Source organism: Parabacteroides sp. Y3-G-102, assembly GCF_023656845.1.
Lineage (GTDB): Bacteria > Bacteroidota > Bacteroidia > Bacteroidales > Tannerellaceae > Parabacteroides > Parabacteroides distasonis.
In genome coordinates this window covers 17374-33083 of sequence record NZ_JAMOKU010000060.1, presented here as the reverse complement: position 1 = coordinate 33083, position 15710 = coordinate 17374, and the positions used below count along the sequence as shown (strand labels likewise).

The 15710-nt window shown below is 44.7% G+C and carries 16 protein-coding genes and 1 pseudogene; 13 read left to right on the top strand and 4 right to left on the bottom strand.

The window, feature by feature from the left end:
- Positions 1-568: 568 nt before the first annotated feature.
- Positions 569-2080 carry a bifunctional ADP-dependent NAD(P)H-hydrate dehydratase/NAD(P)H-hydrate epimerase gene (locus NBH16_RS20960; RefSeq protein WP_005864877.1) on the bottom strand — a complete coding sequence of 504 codons (1512 nt, stop codon included), beginning with the start codon at positions 2078-2080 and terminating at the stop codon, positions 569-571.
- A gap of 123 nt (positions 2081-2203) precedes the next feature.
- On the opposite strand from NBH16_RS20960, the gene hpt reads away from it, so the two are divergent.
- The 9 genes from hpt to rny all read left to right on the top strand — a co-directional run bounded on the left by hpt (position 2204) and on the right by rny (position 8750).
- The gene (gene hpt / locus NBH16_RS20955) at positions 2204-2740 is read left to right on the top strand and encodes a hypoxanthine phosphoribosyltransferase (protein ID WP_008778162.1); all 537 of its coding nucleotides are present in this window, start codon (positions 2204-2206) and stop codon (positions 2738-2740) included.
- A gap of 36 nt (positions 2741-2776) precedes the next feature.
- Positions 2777-3349: an adenylate kinase gene (locus NBH16_RS20950; protein ID WP_005854805.1), complete on the top strand. Its 573-nt coding sequence runs from the start codon at positions 2777-2779 to the stop codon at positions 3347-3349.
- 15 nt (positions 3350-3364) lie between these two features.
- Positions 3365-4525 (top strand): GTPase ObgE, encoded by a 1161-nt coding sequence (obgE, locus tag NBH16_RS20945; RefSeq protein WP_005864880.1) that lies wholly within the window; start codon positions 3365-3367, stop codon positions 4523-4525.
- Positions 4497-5324 (top strand): peptidoglycan editing factor PgeF, encoded by an 828-nt coding sequence (gene pgeF / locus NBH16_RS20940; RefSeq protein ID WP_005864883.1) that lies wholly within the window; start codon positions 4497-4499, stop codon positions 5322-5324. Before obgE ends, pgeF begins: the two co-directional genes overlap by 29 nt.
- Before the next feature lie 27 nt (positions 5325-5351).
- Positions 5352-6041: a B3/B4 domain-containing protein gene (locus tag NBH16_RS20935; RefSeq protein WP_005864885.1), complete on the top strand. Its 690-nt coding sequence runs from the start codon at positions 5352-5354 to the stop codon at positions 6039-6041.
- A 122-nt stretch (positions 6042-6163) separates the two neighbouring features.
- Positions 6164-6364, top strand: coding sequence for a winged helix-turn-helix domain-containing protein (locus NBH16_RS20930; protein WP_005854813.1), 201 nt, complete (start codon positions 6164-6166; stop codon positions 6362-6364).
- A gap of 150 nt (positions 6365-6514) precedes the next feature.
- Positions 6515-6808 carry a coiled-coil domain-containing protein gene (locus NBH16_RS20925; RefSeq protein ID WP_005864886.1) on the top strand — a complete coding sequence of 98 codons (294 nt, stop codon included), beginning with the start codon at positions 6515-6517 and terminating at the stop codon, positions 6806-6808.
- A gap of 5 nt (positions 6809-6813) precedes the next feature.
- On the top strand, positions 6814-7104 hold the full coding sequence (locus NBH16_RS20920; RefSeq protein ID WP_005864888.1) for a cell division protein ZapA: 291 nt from the start codon (positions 6814-6816) through the stop codon (positions 7102-7104).
- A gap of 107 nt (positions 7105-7211) precedes the next feature.
- Positions 7212-8750 (top strand): ribonuclease Y, encoded by a 1539-nt coding sequence (gene rny / locus NBH16_RS20915; protein ID WP_005854819.1) that lies wholly within the window; start codon positions 7212-7214, stop codon positions 8748-8750.
- A 63-nt stretch (positions 8751-8813) separates the two neighbouring features.
- On the opposite strand, the gene NBH16_RS20910 is transcribed toward rny, so the two are convergent.
- From NBH16_RS20910 to NBH16_RS20900, 3 genes and pseudogenes are all read right to left on the bottom strand, one after another.
- On the bottom strand, positions 8814-10682 hold the full coding sequence (locus tag NBH16_RS20910) for an LTA synthase family protein (RefSeq protein ID WP_008773382.1): 1869 nt from the start codon (positions 10680-10682) through the stop codon (positions 8814-8816).
- Positions 10679-12295, bottom strand: a complete 1617-nt coding sequence (locus NBH16_RS20905) for an ABC-F family ATP-binding cassette domain-containing protein (RefSeq protein ID WP_005864892.1) — start codon at positions 12293-12295, stop codon at positions 10679-10681. Before NBH16_RS20905 ends, NBH16_RS20910 begins: the two co-directional genes overlap by 4 nt.
- A 160-nt stretch (positions 12296-12455) precedes the next feature.
- Positions 12456-12950, bottom strand: a pseudogene (locus tag NBH16_RS20900) (BRO-N domain-containing protein); the annotation flags it as partial.
- 196 nt (positions 12951-13146) lie between these two features.
- On the opposite strand from NBH16_RS20900, the gene NBH16_RS20895 reads away from it, so the two are divergent.
- The 4 genes from NBH16_RS20895 (at position 13147) to NBH16_RS20880 (ending at position 15495) form a co-directional block, all read left to right on the top strand.
- The gene (locus NBH16_RS20895; RefSeq protein WP_005854828.1) at positions 13147-13443 is read left to right on the top strand and encodes a nucleotidyltransferase family protein; all 297 of its coding nucleotides are present in this window, start codon (positions 13147-13149) and stop codon (positions 13441-13443) included.
- The gene (locus NBH16_RS20890; RefSeq protein WP_250789027.1) at positions 13436-13786 is read left to right on the top strand and encodes a HepT-like ribonuclease domain-containing protein; all 351 of its coding nucleotides are present in this window, start codon (positions 13436-13438) and stop codon (positions 13784-13786) included. The genes NBH16_RS20895 and NBH16_RS20890 overlap by 8 nt, the downstream gene beginning before the upstream one ends.
- A 615-nt stretch (positions 13787-14401) precedes the next feature.
- Positions 14402-15145: an acyltransferase family protein gene (locus NBH16_RS20885; protein ID WP_250789026.1), complete on the top strand. Its 744-nt coding sequence runs from the start codon at positions 14402-14404 to the stop codon at positions 15143-15145.
- On the top strand, positions 15136-15495 hold the full coding sequence (locus NBH16_RS20880) for a hypothetical protein (protein WP_034530482.1): 360 nt from the start codon (positions 15136-15138) through the stop codon (positions 15493-15495). Before NBH16_RS20885 ends, NBH16_RS20880 begins: the two co-directional genes overlap by 10 nt.
- Positions 15496-15710: the final 215 nt, after the last annotated feature.

Genomic DNA, 15710 nt, shown 5'->3' with positions numbered 1-15710 from the left:
CCTTCAGCATACGGAGCTTGAACTCCATGCTGTAATTTTTACGTTCTCTTAACTTGTTTGACATGTTACACACGTTCTTTTAATTGTTAATTACGTGTGAAGTAAATCTGTATCATGTCACTGTAATAGTTATGGTATCAACGACTGAAGCTTTTCTTTACAGAAAATACTACAATAAGCCAGTAATCGAATGCTTTATTTAAAGTGTTGATAATCAATATTGTGAAAATATCATGATGTTTATGCTGAAACACGTACGTGTTTTCGAAAAAAGTCGTACATGTTTAAAAAAATTCATGTACGTGTTTTTCTATAAAATGATAGGGATACAACTATACATGTTTAAAAGTTACAATAACTCTACTTTACAGAGCTTTGTCATAAAAGATATCGCCGACATTTATCGAGTGAGTAAGAAAAGGTTGAAATGTGATAGCAAAAGGCGTTGGGGTACCATGAAAATTTACTACCACCATTCTATATGTACACTGTAAGTCCGTATAATATATGGAATAGCGGTAGTAATTGTAACAAACGAGAGTAAAAACGTCCGTTGTTTTTGCTGGATTTATTTGATTTGCTTAAACGCTTTTCCGAGCATATCCGTGATGTCGCTGGCGATCATGCTCTCTTCCGAGCGGAAAGCGGCGGCGAGATCACCGGCTGTGCCGTGCAAGAATACTCCGACTACAGCGGCAGTTTCCGGAGAATAGTCTTGCGCCAATAAGCCGAGGATGATACCCGTCAGCACGTCTCCGCTACCGGCGGTTGCCATGCCCGGATTTCCGCAACTATTGAAATAAATGTTTCCTGCCGGAGAACAAATAGCGGTATAAGCTCCTTTCAATACGATACAAATCTTATGTTCGGCGGCGAAAGATTGCGCTTTCATCAAACGGTCGTATGAGTTCGTGCTTTCACCCGCTATCCGGTCGAACTCCTTCGGATGGGGAGTGAGGATGCTCCGTGGCGGGATCTTATTGAATAAGTCCTTGTTGGATGCCATTATATTAATAGCGTCCGCATCGATAACGACTGGTTTTGTGCTAGATTGCAGGATACGTTCGATCGCTGCTGCGGATTCTAAATGCTGTCCGAGTCCCGGTCCCATACCAACAGCGGAGTAACTACCTATCTCGGGAACCGTAGAGAAATAATCAGGATTTGCGTCTAGACTTAACATCGCTTCCGGGAAAGCGGTCTGGAAGATTGATTCGCCTCGGGTCGGGATATGCACGGTCAATAGTCCGGCTCCACTCCGTAAGCATGCCTTCGCGGATAATAGGGCGGCTCCCATTTTTCCTTTACTTCCGGCGATCAATAAAGCATGTCCGAACGTTCCCTTATGGGCGAAACGTTTGCGAGACTTTAACGAATAGGATATATCTTCTTCCGTAACCAATGAGTAAGGGGAAGCCGTCTCATAAATTGCGTCCGGATGGATTCCGATATCCAGTATTTTCCACTCGCCTACGTATTGCTCATTCTCCGGAAAAAGAAACGCCAGTTTCGGGAAGCCGAATGTCAAGGTTAAGCTGGCCTTGATGATCGCCTCCGAGTCATTCTTACGATTATCTTCCCCGAATAAGCCGGAAGGAATATCGATCGCTACGACTTCCGCCTCGGATTGGTTGATATAATTGACCATAGCGGCGAAACCTCCGGTGAGAGGACGGTTTAATCCCGAACCGAACAAGCCATCGATCACCACGTCTCGGTCGGTTAGCGTCGGCGGCTCAAAGTCACGGACCACTTCCGTAAATTCGATCCGTTCCATGTCGAGCAGACGCTGCTTGTTTTGCTCACACTCTACGGACAGATGCTCCGTCGGGTTGAATAAATACGTCTCTACCCGGTATGATTCCTCGTTCAAAAGGCGGGCGATGGCCAAAGCGTCGGCTCCGTTATTGCCTTGACCGGCGAAAATCACGATGCGGACCTGCTTGGAGTAGCGCCGGCAAAACTCATGGACGAACGTCGTAGCGGCACGCTCCACTAAGTCGATCGAACTAATTGGCTCGTGTTGAATCGTATATTGGTCGAGCTCCTTTACCTTGTCTGTAGCGAATATCTTAATCATAATTCTAGATGTCTGGGGTTTTATTCTGCTTACAAATGTATAACAAACTTTGGTATGTTGCTACACTTTTTTGTGCATCGCCGAAAAAGTTGTACATTTGTCCCCTCGAAAACCGAAAGATTTATGGACAGAATTCGTCTAAAAGACAAAGAATTTGAACTGTTTATTCCGGAGTCGGATATTCAGGCGGCTATCGCTAAAATGGCCGTTCAGATTAAAGCGGATGTGGAAGGGAAAAATCCTCTATTCGTGGGTGTGCTAAACGGGGCTTTTATGTTTGTCGCCGAGCTGATGCGTGAGCTGGATGTTCCGTATGAGCTGACATTCGCTCGTTATTCCTCGTATCAAGGAACTTCCAGTACGGGCATATTGAATGAGATCATGCCGGTGCAGGCTGATATTCGCGGACGTATGGTGATCTTATTGGAGGATATTATCGATACGGGCTTTACGATGAACTACGTGATGGAGAAGCTTCGGAGCGAGGGTGCCGCCGATGTAAGATTGGCAACGATGCTTTTCAAGCCGGAATCCTTGAAATGCGAGTTGACTCCGGATTATGTAGGCTTACAGATACCCGCTGATTTTATCGTGGGACATGGTTTGGATTATGATGAGTTGGGCCGCTCATATAAGGATATCTACAAGGTTGTGGAATAAAATAGTATACATTATATATAATAAAGGAACAATAGTATGTTGAACGTGGTTATTTTTGGTGCTCCCGGTTCAGGTAAGGGAACACAAAGTGAGTTGATTATTAAAGAATACGGTTTGGATCATATCTCTACTGGCGATGTATTGCGTGGCGAGATGAAGGCTGAGACTGAACTGGGCAAGATCGCTAAGGATTATATCGAGAAGGGACAATTGGTTCCGGACGAGTTGATCGTTGATATGTTGGCGAATGTATTGGATAGCAAGAAGCCGGCTAAGGGCGTAATCTTCGATGGTTTCCCTCGTACGATCCCTCAAGCGAAAGCCTTGAAGAAGATGTTGAACGAGCGTGGAACAGACGTTTCCGTTATGTTGAACCTTCAAGTAGAGGAAGAGGAGTTGATCAAGCGTTTATTGGAGCGCGGTAAAGTATCCGGACGTTCTGACGATAACTTGGAGACGATCAAATCCAGACTGGATGTTTACCATACTCAAACAGCTCCTTTGGCAGACTACTATGTAGGTGAAGGCAAGCACGTAGCCATCAAAGGGATGGGAACAATCGAGGAAATCTTCGGTCGTATCAAAGAGGCGGTTAATAACGTAAAATAATTGAAATAAACCAATATGGCTGAATCGAACTTTGTAGATTATGTCAAGATCTATTGCCGCTCAGGAAAGGGTGGAAGAGGGTCTTCTCACTTCCGTCGTGAGAAATACATTCCGAAAGGAGGTCCCGACGGGGGCGATGGAGGGAGAGGAGGTCATGTGTATCTCCGTGGTAACCGGAATTACTGGACGCTCCTTCACTTGAAATATGAGCGTCATATCATGGCCACCAATGGTGAGAGTGGTAGTGCGAAGCGTAGCTCGGGTAAAGACGGGGAGGATCGAGTAATCGAGGTTCCTTGCGGTACGGTTGTTTACGATGCTGAGACCGGAGAGTTTATTTGCGACGTTACGGAAGACGGTCAGCAAGTGATGTTGCTGAAAGGCGGTCGTGGCGGTCTGGGGAATTTTAACTTCAAGACGGCTACCAATCAAGCGCCCCGTTATTCGCAACCGGGTGAGCCGGCATTGGAACGTACGGTGATTCTTCAGTTGAAATTGCTGGCCGATGTCGGTTTGGTAGGCTTCCCGAATGCGGGTAAATCTACCTTGCTTTCTGTCGTATCCGCCGCTAAACCGAAGATCGCTAATTATCCTTTTACTACGTTGGAGCCTAATTTAGGCATCGTGAGTTATCGCGATAACCGTTCGTTCGTAATGGCCGATATACCGGGTATTATCGAAGGAGCAAGCGAGGGAAAAGGTTTGGGACTTCGTTTCTTACGTCATATCGAACGTAATTCATTGTTATTGTTCATGGTTCCCGCTGAGGCAGACGATATCAAGAAAGAATATGAGATCTTGCATAATGAGTTAGTGAAGTATAATCCGGAATTGCTGGATAAACGTCGTGTACTGGCGATCACCAAGAGCGATATGCTGGATGAGGAATTGATCGAGGCTTTGTCGCAAGACTTGCCGGAGGGAATTCCGTATGTCTTTATATCTTCTATCACGGGACTGGGTATTGTCGAGTTGAAAGACCTTTTATGGAAAGAGCTGAATAAGGAGAATTTCCATGAGGCTGAGCGAATTGTCCATAAGAATATAGATGTAAGCACGTTGGAATTTGAGGACGACAACGAATACATCTTCCCCGTGGATGAGGACGAGGATGACCCGGATGAGGTATACGAGGAATACTGGGACGATGATGAAGATGAAGATACAAGAAAATAAGCAAATAGAGGTGTCGCGGTTCTCCGGGTTAAGCGGATACCGCGACATTTCTCATTTTACGACAACACGTCATGGCGGCGTGAGTACGGGAACGTACGCTTCGATGAATCCGGGCGTTTATACCGAGGATGATCCGGGCTTCATCCGGAAGAACTTGGAACTTCTTTCGGATGCGGTCGGGATTTCCCTAGAGAATATGGTTATACCTCATCAGACCCATGAGGATCGAGTATTGGCGATCGACGCGTCTTTCCTTTCGCTGAATGATAAAGAGCGAAAGCTACGTTTGGAAGGCGTGGACGCTTTGGTGACGAATGTTCCGGATGTATGTGTAGCCGTATCTACGGCGGATTGTGTCCCTGTCTTGTTATATGCGCCGGATCGTAAAGTGGTAGCTGCCGTCCATGCGGGTTGGCGGGGTACGGTTTTACACATAGCTCGTAAGGCGGCAAGCTTGATGATCGAGGCATACGATTGCGATCCTACTCAATTGGTTGCCGGAATAGGTCCCTCTATCAGTCAAGCGGCATTTGAGGTGGGAGAGGAAGTCGTAAAAGCTTTTCAAATGGCGGGCTTCCCAATGGAGCGGATTCTTCGACGTAATGCGGAGACTCAAAAAGCGCATATCGATCTATGGGAAACCAACCGTTTACAATTGTTAGAGGCAGGATTGCTCTCCGGGCATATAGAGATCGCTGGCATCTGTACTTATATTCGGTATGAGGATTATTTCTCCGCTCGTCGCCTCAGTGTCAAAAGCGGCCGGATCCTTACCGGGATATGCTTGAAAAAATCTTAGTTATATTGGCTCAAACTTATAATAGACATGATTTCAATCACTCTTTCATCTGAGATATCGGAGGCTTGCCCCGATCTTCACGTGTTGGCTATCGCCTGCCAAGTAAAGAACACGGAGCCCGATGAACGACTTTGGGAAGAAATAACCCGTGTTGAGGAGGACATCCGTTCTACCTGTAAGATAGAGGATATTAATAAGTGGACTCCTATTTTCGCTACCCGTCAGGCTTATAAATGTCTGGGGAAAGACCCGAATCGGTATCGCCCTTCCGCCGAGGCGTTAAGACGGCGGATACTTCGCGGGCTTCCTTTATATAAGATAGATACCTTGGTGGATATCGTCAATCTGGTTTCTATCCGTAGCGGTTATTCTATCGGAGGATTTGACGCGGATAAGATTGTAGGCGGATTGGAACTAGGTGTCGGAAAAGAGGGGGAAATTTATCACGGTATCGGACGTGGTGAATTGAATATCGCCGGTCTTCCAGTCTACAGGGATGGAGTAGCGGGTGTCGGAACGCCTACCAGCGATGAGGAACGTACCAAGATTGAAATGTCGACCACTTCATTGTTAATGATTCTGAATGGTTATTCCGGTAAGGAGGGCTTATTGGAAGCGGGTGGTTACTCGGTTGACTTATTAAAAAGATATGTCTCAGCGGTAAACGTGGAAGCGGAACTGATATGCCGAGAAAACAGAGGAAAAATAACGTTATAACCGTGTTAATATTGTTTACAAAGCGAAAAATGTCCATCTTTTATGCTAAAAAACATCTATAATCTTTTGTTTTAATCATTTAATCTATAAATTTGTCCCCAGTAATCAAATGTTATCATAAAATGATTGAATTAATTGGTACAAACGCCGGCCTTGTATGGAACGTTTTAAATGAAGGCGGTAAAATGAGTTTTAAGGCAGTGAAGAAAGCCACGAAGATTAAAGCGGAAAAAGATATGTACGCCGCTTTTGGTTGGTTGGCGAAAGAAGGTAAATTAGCTTTCGAGGAGATTGAAGGTGAAATGTATGTTTCTTTAGTGTAAACAAGAGGAACGTTTACAAGAATTAGGGAGGGCTGTTCGATTTTTTTGGACGGCCTTTTTATTTGTCCATACGTTTTCTGTCAAAATAATTAAGTCTACAGTTGGTTAATTCAATTCAAAAACTTACTTTTGTGTAGAATTTGGTGTGAAATGACCGAAGATCATAAGAGATTGTTAGCTGTATTTGAGGTTAGAGTTCGTGATTTGATGGCGTTATGCGATCAGCAGAAACGTAGAATTGACGAACTTACAGCTGCTTTGAGCCTTAAAGACGAGGAGTTGCGGCAGGCGAAGGATATGATTGAAGGATTGAATGCCAAATGTGATAACATGCTGACGGCGCGAATTGTTTCTACGAATGAGGAAGAGATGAAGAACGCCCGGATGCGGTTATCAAAATTAGTGCGGGAAGTAGACAAGTGCATCGCACTTTTAAATGAATAGAAGCGATGGACGAAGAATTTCTTATAAATATAGTGATAGCCGGAAAGAAATATCCGCTTACGATCAAACGTCATGAGGAAGAGTTGGCGCGTGCCGCCGCTGATCAGATCAACAGCAAGATTCTTCAATACAGGCAGCATTTTGCGGTCGAGGTGGATACGAAAGATTTGTTAGCCATGGTGGCTTTTCAACTCTCGATGCATAATCTGGAGTTGGAAAAACGGAATGATACAAATCCTTTTACGGATAAGATACAGGAGCTTACAACCGAGTTGGAAGGATATCTGAAGAAATAACATACATATTGTAAGAAGAGAGTTTCCGCACTGCTTTGCACGGTAAGACCGTGTGATGGTAGTGCTTTTTTTGTATATAAATAAATGAATCTTAAATTATTAGTTAAATGGTTGGAATGTATATAATCATACCGATAGTAACCTTCATCATTGGTGGGTTGCTTGCGTGGCTGGGCATGCGTTTCCTTCTGAAGTCGAAGTACGACTCCGTGCTTCAAGAGGCGGAGAAGGAGGCCGAGGTGATAAAGAAGAACAAGATGCTGGAAGTAAAGGAGAAGTTTCTTCATTTGAAAGCGGACTTGGAAAAACAGGTATCACAGCGTAACGCTAAGATCCAGTCTGTCGAGACTAAATTGAAACAAAGAGAACTGACGATGAATCAACGTCAGGAAGAGTTACAGCGTAGGAATAACGAGGTAGAGGCTGTAAAGGAGAATTTATCTTCTCAGTTGGAGTTGGTGGAGAAGAAGAAGCAAGATTTGGATAAACTTCATCAGAAGGAAGTGGAGCATTTGGAGGCTATCTCCGGGTTGTCCGCCGAGGAAGCCAAAGAGCGTTTGATCGAGTCCTTAAAGGATGAGGCAAAGACGCAAGCCGCTTCTTACATCAACGAGATCGTCGAGGAGGCGAAGATGACCGCTAATAAGGAGGCGAAGAAGATCGTGATCCAGTCTATCCAACGGGTAGCGACGGAGACGGCTATCGAGAACTCTATTACCGTGTTCCATATTGAATCGGACGAGATCAAAGGACGTATCATTGGTCGTGAGGGACGTAATATCCGTGCTTTGGAGGCCGCTACCGGTATTGAGATCGTGGTGGATGATACGCCTGAGGCTATCGTTCTTTCCGGATTCGATCCGGTTCGCCGTGAGATCGCTCGTTTGGCCTTGCATCAATTGGTACAGGACGGACGTATCCATCCGGCTCGTATCGAGGAGGTGGTAACGAAGGTGAAGAAGCAAGTGGAAGACGAGGTCGTAGAGACCGGTAAGCGTACCGTGATCGATTTGGGAGTGCACGGTTTGCATCCGGAATTGATTCGTATGATCGGTAAGATGAAGTATCGTTCTTCTTATGGACAAAACTTGTTGCAACATGCTCGTGAGACGGCCAACCTTTGTGCCGTGATGGCTTCCGAGTTGGGATTGAACCCGAAGAAAGCGAAACGTGCCGGATTGTTACATGATATTGGTAAAGTGCCCGATGATGAGCCGGAATTGCCGCACGCTATCTTGGGTATGAAGCTTTGCGAGAAATATAAGGAGAAACCGGATATTTGCAACGCCGTAGGCGCTCACCACGATGAGGTGGAGATGCAGACGCTGTTGGCTCCGATCGTACAGGTTTGCGACGCTATTTCAGGTGCTCGTCCGGGCGCACGTCGTGAGATCGTAGAGGCTTATATCAAGCGTTTGAATGATTTGGAACAATTGGCTTTATCGTATCCGGGTGTTGTCAAGACTTACGCTATCCAAGCGGGTAGAGAGTTGCGCGTAATCGTTGGCGCTGATAAGATTGACGATAAGGACACCGAGAACTTGTCCGCTGAGATCGCTAAGAAGATTCAGGATGAGATGACTTATCCGGGACAGGTTAAGATCACGGTGATCCGTGAGACTCGTGCGGTAAGCTACGCTAAGTAAGAATATATTTAATATAAATAAAAAAGGCCGGCTTGTGTAAGTCGGCCTTTTTTATATCTGTCGCTATCGATTTCCCAGATCGTCGTATAAAGTTTGTAATAGGACTTTTCCTTTCTCCAAGCGGGTCTCGTTTCCGCTTTCAGGTTCTTCTACTAAAATCTTGTTCCCTTCATTGTCGTATACGGAAACACCGGATTCGTCTATAAAGCCAAATCCATTATTGAATGTATAAAAGGCGTAATGCGGGACGCAAGGATTCAATATATCTTTGCTGAATGAGAACTCATCCGTGGGGAGACCCATCTGATTTAATAAGGTGGCTGCCAAATCGGTTTGGTTCGCATACGTATCGATCACTTTAGGTTCGGCGATCGCTCCGCCTAGCCATAGCATAGGTATGTGGAAACGTAAAGGTCCGTACTCCTGCATGTTTTCAGGGTAACGGTATCCGTGGTCGGAGACAAAGATGACTACCGTATTTTTCCATGCCGGCAGTTCCTTGAACGTATCAATGAAATTACCGATACAGCTGTCCGTAAACGCGACGGAGTTTAGATAAGGATGCTCCAAATGGTGAAACGGGACCTCGAATGGCTCATGGCTACTTAATGTCAGGAATGTACTTAACCAAGGTTTGCCGTCGACTGGTCTTTGCTTGATATCCTCGTAAAGATGCGAGAACGTGATATCGTCGTTTGCTCCCCATTTACTCAGACGGCTGCTCAAGGGAAAATCACGGTCTGCCGTTATCTTGCTGTAGCCGGAACTATAGAAATAACTTTGCATATTCGTGAAATTGATATCACCTCCATAGAGCATATCCGCCGTATATCCTTCTTTGTTAAGACTCTTTGCGATAGATGGAAGGGTCTGGCTTTTCACCGGATACTTCATGATGGAGGTGGTGGGTTGGGCTAAATAGCCGTTCAATACGGAGACTAAGCCTCGGTCGGTACGGAACGAGTTGGCATATAGGTTCGTGAATAATACACCTTCTTTGCTCAGCCGATTCAAGTTCGGCGTAATTCCCGGCTCACCACCAACAGCCTCGATAGCATTTGCCGTGAAACTCTCCATGATGATAATGAGAATATTGGGACGAGTCGTTGTCAATAGCTTGACAGGCTCTGTAGGTATGGAATCTCCCGGGCATAAGGAGTCTTGGGCTTGAATGAGCGTATCGAATAAGGCTTTCCGCTTTTCCTCCGGATAGAAATCGAATTGCGAGGCAAAATCCTGTTGCTTACTCAATGAGGCTATCAGACTGAAACACGGGTTGATCGCCGAATGATTCAAGAACTGGTTCTGGCTGAAATAAACCATGCCGACATTTGCCGTAGACGTAGTTACGCCTCCCCGGATCGGAATAAACAATATTCCCCCTGCTAAGAGGATGGCGAAAGTACTTCCCAATTGTTCCAATCCCGTAGGTGGAAAGCTAGGCTTTACTGGCGCGAACCGGAGGATGAAGGTGAACCAAGCATAGATACCTAGCGCATATGCCACGAATACCAATAATTGGATAAAGAACATTCCCAGCGGAACGCTCGCCATCGCATCGGCGGGCGATTGTAGGTAGAAGAATAAGGTAGCGTCCAACCTGAATCCCCAAAAGCTATATAAAGCCACATCTACGGAAAAGATCGCGGATACCAGAATTCCCATGATCAAGAAGTACCCTTTCAATACCTTCTTTAGCCAAACGCCCGGAATCCAAACTGATACTAAAGTCAATAGGAGAGGGATGGCCGTAAGGTATCCCGCTATCGTACAATCCAGCTTCAGCCCATGAAGCATAACCTGTAGGAAGTCCGTGAAGGTACAAGCCTCGGACAACGCATGCTGATAAAACATAAATACCGGTTTTTGAATAACAAAAACCGGTAGCCATGCGATAAAAACGATTAGTATGAATAATAATCTTTTTTTCATTTCGAATATAGCTTTTCCCGTAACTCAGCGATAGCTGGATCTGTGATGTAATCATCGTAATCCATCATCTTATCGATGATACCGTTAGGAGTCAGCTCGATGATACGGTTCGCCACGGTTTGTATGAACTCGTGGTCATGGCTGGAGAACAGGATATTTCCCTTGAATGTCTTCAATGTATTATTGAAGGCTTGGATGGATTCCAAGTCCAAGTGGTTGGTCGGAGTATCCAAGATCAAGCAGTTGGCGTCGGTGAGCATCATACGTGAGATCATACAACGCATCTTCTCACCTCCGGAAAGTACGCTTACCTTTTTCATGAGCTCCTCGCCCGAGAACAACATACGTCCGAGGAAGCCTTTCAAGAATACCTCGTTAGTATCCGGCGAGAACTGGCATAACCAATCGAGCAGGTTGATATCTGTATTGAAATATTTGGAGTTATCGAGAGGAAGATAAGAGGTCGTGATCGTCTGTCCCCATTGATACGTACCGGCATCCGCTTTCTCCTCACCGTTGATGATCTGGAACAAGGCGGTCATGGCACGAGGGTCGTGACTGATAAATACGATCTTGTCATCCTTCTCCACGAAGAAGTTCAAGTCCTTGAACAATACCTGTCCGTCGATACTCTTCGACAATCCTTTCACTTCAAGGATCTGGTTGCCCGGTTCGCGGTTAGGCGTGAACAAGATTCCCGGATAGCGGCGTGAGGACGGTTTGATCTCCTCGATATTCAGCTTCTCCAACATCTTCTTGCGACTGGTGGTCTGCTTGGACTTCGCTACGTTGGCGCTGAAACGGCGGATAAATTCTTCCAACTCTTTCTTCTTTTCCTCGGCTTTCTTATTCTGGTTCTGCTGTTGACGAAGCGCTAACTGGCTAGACTCGTACCAGAAGCTATAGTTTCCGGCGAATAATTGTAATTTACCGAAGTCGATATCCACGGTATGCGTACAAACGGAGTCGAGGAAGTGACGGTCGTGGCTAACAACCAATACGGTATGCTCGAAATTAGAGAGATAATTCTCCAACCAAGAAACCGTCTCAAGGTCCAAGTCGTTCGTCGGCTCATCCAATAATAGGTTATCGGGCTGTCCGAACAAGGCACGGGCCAATAAGACACGTACTTTCTGCTTACCGCTCAAGTCCTTCATATACATATAATGCAAATCCTCCTTGATGCCTAGTCCGCTCAATAGGTTGGCGGCGTCGCTCTCCGCATTCCAGCCTTCCATCTCGGCGAATTTCTCTTCCAGTTCCGATACGCGGATACCGTCGGCGTCACTGAAATCAGGCTTCTCGTAAAGGGCGTTTTTCTCGCTCATCACCTCCCATAAGGTCGTATGTCCCATCAATACGGTATCCATAACCGTATATTCATCGAATGCGAAGTGATCTTGGCTCAATACGGAAAGGCGTTCGCCCGGTCCTAGGTTAACGCTACCTCTGGTAGGGTCTAATTGCTTGCTGATTACACGGAGAAACGTAGATTTTCCGGCCCCGTTAGCACCGATAATACCGTAGCAATTGCCCGGTGTAAACTTCATGTTCACATCCTGAAAAAGGATGCGTTTTCCAAACTGTACGTCCAGATTGTTAACTGTTATCATATTTCGTATACCTATTAAATTGCGATTGAGGATGCAAAGGTACGAAAAATATTGTTTATCTTATCATTGGATGTCATACATCCCGCTCGTTCTCTCCCTTTTTTAGGCTAATTATCTTTTGGGCGTTGAGCGGTGAGATAACGCTTTTCCCGGTTTTGGCTTCCAGTCCTCTTTTCTTCCATTCGTCTGTTAGATCTTTCCGTATCTCGATGGATTTCAATCGTTGGTTGATCCAATTATCCGAATAGCCCAATCGTTTATAATCGGCCATGGCTTGCTCGATAGACAATTCCGGGTCTTGCATTTGATCCAAACGTTCCTTCGCTATTTGGGCGATCCATAACTTAAAAGGTTCTGCCTTTGGAGATGGTACTGATTGGATAAGGCGGAAGAGTTGCTCGGTATTGGCTACGTCGGTTAAATATTTCTTGCCATCAGCGGCCTGCATTTTCAGTTGACTACAATTTGTAGTCAACTCGCTACCTTCTTTTTTCAATCTGGTTTTTAATACACTCCAGTATTTTCGAGGGTTGGGGCTATCTGTTAAAATAGATATAACATCAACGATCGAGAAATACCATTCCTCTTGTTCGTCATCCCATATGGCGCGAACTTTTCTTTCTTCGAATAAGCGGATAGATTCTTTTTGTGTCATTTGTAGTTGCTTTGAGTAGTTATAGACAAAGGTAAATGAGAATTTAGTATATCCATAGTTTAATAGTTTGATTAAAAGTTTATTTATCGCAAAGTAAGTATATTAATCTCATTTAAGCAAACGATACGCGGTTTAAATGAGAAGGTACGAAAAATATTGCTTATCTTTGCATTATACATTAATATCCAATTGTGTAATGAATAAACAATCTGTCATATCTCTTCTTCGGAAAGCAAAGCAGCCTTTGTCGCAGAGTTGCGGTGTAAAGCAGTTGGGGCTTTTTGGCTCTACTGTTCGTGAGAGCAATACGGAAAGTAGTGATGTGGATATATTGATCGACTTTGAGGATGATAAAGAGACTTATTCCAATTTCCTTTTGGCTTGTGAGATATTAGAGAAGCTTTTTGACAGATTGAAAGTGGACATAGTCACCCTTAAAGGGTTAAGCCCTTTTATTGGCCAGCAGATATTAAAGGAGGTAGAATATGTGTAAGACCCCTATCGCTTATTTGCTGCATATATTGGAGGAATGTAACTACATCCTTTCTGTAGTTACGGATGATCTGCCTATGTATCAATTTTTTTCGGATGAAACGTTAAAGAGGGCGGTTTGCCGTAGTTTGGAGATTGTCGGTGAAGCGACTAAGAAAATTCCCGCAGATGTTAAATATCAATGGAGTGACATTCAATGGAAACATATGGCTGGAATGAGAGATCGGTTGATTCATGACTATATGGGTGTTAATTATTTGATTGTTTGGGATGTGGCAAAGAATATTATTCCAAAATTGCAACCTCAAATAGAAGCGGTGATAGAGAAAGAACAGAGTCGTTGAGAGAGTTGTTGTGTTAGATATGTTTAGAAACCCTGCTATTTCGTAGGTGCTTATCTAGCATGGAACAGTTTTATGTCGTATATTTGCGGCGAATATAAAAACGAAATAATAAGAAACAGAGAGTAAACGATAGAGATATAAGAGATTGACATATTAGTATTTGCTATTTATTTCTTAATGTAGTAAAACGACCAAATAATAAAGCTCAAGAAGAAATAAGTTCGATAGTGAGTACCCCCAAACGGGGTGTGTTCCTAGTGCTTATTTGGTTTGGGCTTGGGTGCTTGGTCGTACCTTCTACGTTCTGAATAAGTAGGGTTCACACCTTTTTTTGTGTCCTTATGCCTCTTATTTATTAACCCCATAATAGTATAGCCTATGATTTAAACCCATTCTTTCCTTATTTCCTTAATTTATGCTTCGCCGCATTTCTCCGGAAGAAAAACGACCAATTTTATTCTTAAAGCCCAGAGAAAGGTAAAGGTGGATGCGCCCCCGTTTTATTTTGTTTCGAAATGGGTGCGACACGCTTTTGCATTCTTTTCCCTGTTGGATGGAGATGCAGAGCGTGGCGCACTTTTAGTTTCAAACAATTTAAAAACGAATCTTTTTACGATGACAAATGATGAGTTGCAATCGAAGACGATTGCCTTTTTGCGCTTTCCCTTGATCGTGGGGGTGGTATTGATACATTGCTATTATAAAGAATTGCCGATAGGTGGTGTTAAGGTTCCCGTAATGGATGAATATCCCATTTATAAATTAATAGCGGACCTGTTTTCTCAAGTGCTGGCACGTACTGCCGTACCCCTTTTTTTCTTGATATCCGGTTATCTGTTCTTTTATAAGAGTTCCTTTAGTTGGCCTATGTATGGCTCTAAATTGCGAAAGCGGGCACAAACCTTGCTGTTGCCTTATCTATTTTGGAATGGAGCATTGGTGGGTTTGCACCTCTTGATAGAACTTTTGTTTCCATCTGTGCTTGCCGGTGAGGTTAAACCTGTGCTGGATTACGGATGGTGTGATTGGTGGGATATCTTTTGGGCGAGAGAACCTAGTGAGCCGGGAGGAATGCCGATGCCGATCAACTATCCGTTGTGGTTTATCCGTGATTTGATGGTATTGGTGGTATTCTCGCCATTGGTGTATGCTATGGTACGCTATTTACGGCAATATGCGTTAGCGCTACTTGGCTTTCTTTGGCTCATTTACGATGGGGTCAGTTCGCCGGGTTTAAGTCCGACCGCTTGGTTCTTTTTCTCGCTTGGTGCTTTCTATAGCGTGCATCGGCGGAATTTTGTAGTGGAGACGCGTCCTTTATTACGGGGGCGGCATTGCTTTATGTGGTTTTGGCTTTAGCGGATCTTCTTTCAAAGGAATTAGGATGGAATGTTTATGTGCATAATGTAGGCATTCTTGTGGGCTGTGTCTTTGCGATCTCTCTTTCTGCGTATGGATTGGAAAAGGCTCTTTGGCGGACTAACTCCTTCTTGGAGGGGGCTAGTTTCTTTGTCTTTGCCTCTCATGTTATCGTGCAGATCTTTATATATCGATTGATATTATGGTTCTTCCGGTCTTCTGCGGAATGGGCGATTATTGGGATTTACTTCGGGGTTGCTTTGGGAGCTATTTTGATCTGCTTGGCTTTCTATGCCATGCTTCGGCGCTTCCTACCTAGGCTTCTCTCTGCAATCACGGGAGGCCGATAGCTTTCTGTGGGGTGATGACTTGTCAGTGGGAGGCGCTTTGTTATGACTATTTGGTCAGGATTGGCGTTTTACGCTGACAATGCCTTTTTATAGGCAGGGTGAACTGGAGGGAAAGGAGAGCGAAAAAGGTCGGTTTTTGCCGGTTTTCGGGTCTGCGGATAGGCATTGTAAGGTTGTTACGATCCAGTTGTAGGGTGTTTACGGCGGCGTTGTTA

Bases quoted from the DNA above. Each gene is read 5' to 3' on its own strand.
- NBH16_RS20925 (WP_005864886.1), top strand. From the start codon at position 6,515: ATGACCGAAGATCATAAGAGATTGTTAGCTGTATTTGAGGTTAGAGTT.
- NBH16_RS20885 (WP_250789026.1), top strand. From the start codon at position 14,402: ATGACAAATGATGAGTTGCAATCGAAGACGATTGCCTTTTTGCGCTTT.
- NBH16_RS20890 (WP_250789027.1), top strand. From the start codon at position 13,436: ATGTGTAAGACCCCTATCGCTTATTTGCTGCATATATTGGAGGAATGT.
- NBH16_RS20950 (WP_005854805.1), top strand. From the start codon at position 2,777: ATGTTGAACGTGGTTATTTTTGGTGCTCCCGGTTCAGGTAAGGGAACA.
- NBH16_RS20960 (WP_005864877.1), bottom strand. From the start codon at position 2,080: ATGATTAAGATATTCGCTACAGACAAGGTAAAGGAGCTCGACCAATAT.
- hpt (WP_008778162.1), top strand. From the start codon at position 2,204: ATGGACAGAATTCGTCTAAAAGACAAAGAATTTGAACTGTTTATTCCG.
- rny (WP_005854819.1), top strand. From the start codon at position 7,212: ATGGTTGGAATGTATATAATCATACCGATAGTAACCTTCATCATTGGT.
- NBH16_RS20930 (WP_005854813.1), top strand. From the start codon at position 6,164: ATGATTGAATTAATTGGTACAAACGCCGGCCTTGTATGGAACGTTTTA.
- obgE (WP_005864880.1), top strand. From the start codon at position 3,365: ATGGCTGAATCGAACTTTGTAGATTATGTCAAGATCTATTGCCGCTCA.
- NBH16_RS20935 (WP_005864885.1), top strand. From the start codon at position 5,352: ATGATTTCAATCACTCTTTCATCTGAGATATCGGAGGCTTGCCCCGAT.
- NBH16_RS20905 (WP_005864892.1), bottom strand. From the start codon at position 12,295: ATGATAACAGTTAACAATCTGGACGTACAGTTTGGAAAACGCATCCTT.
- pgeF (WP_005864883.1), top strand. From the start codon at position 4,497: ATGATGAAGATGAAGATACAAGAAAATAAGCAAATAGAGGTGTCGCGG.
- NBH16_RS20910 (WP_008773382.1), bottom strand. From the start codon at position 10,682: ATGAAAAAAAGATTATTATTCATACTAATCGTTTTTATCGCATGGCTA.
- NBH16_RS20920 (WP_005864888.1), top strand. From the start codon at position 6,814: ATGGACGAAGAATTTCTTATAAATATAGTGATAGCCGGAAAGAAATAT.
- NBH16_RS20895 (WP_005854828.1), top strand. From the start codon at position 13,147: ATGAATAAACAATCTGTCATATCTCTTCTTCGGAAAGCAAAGCAGCCT.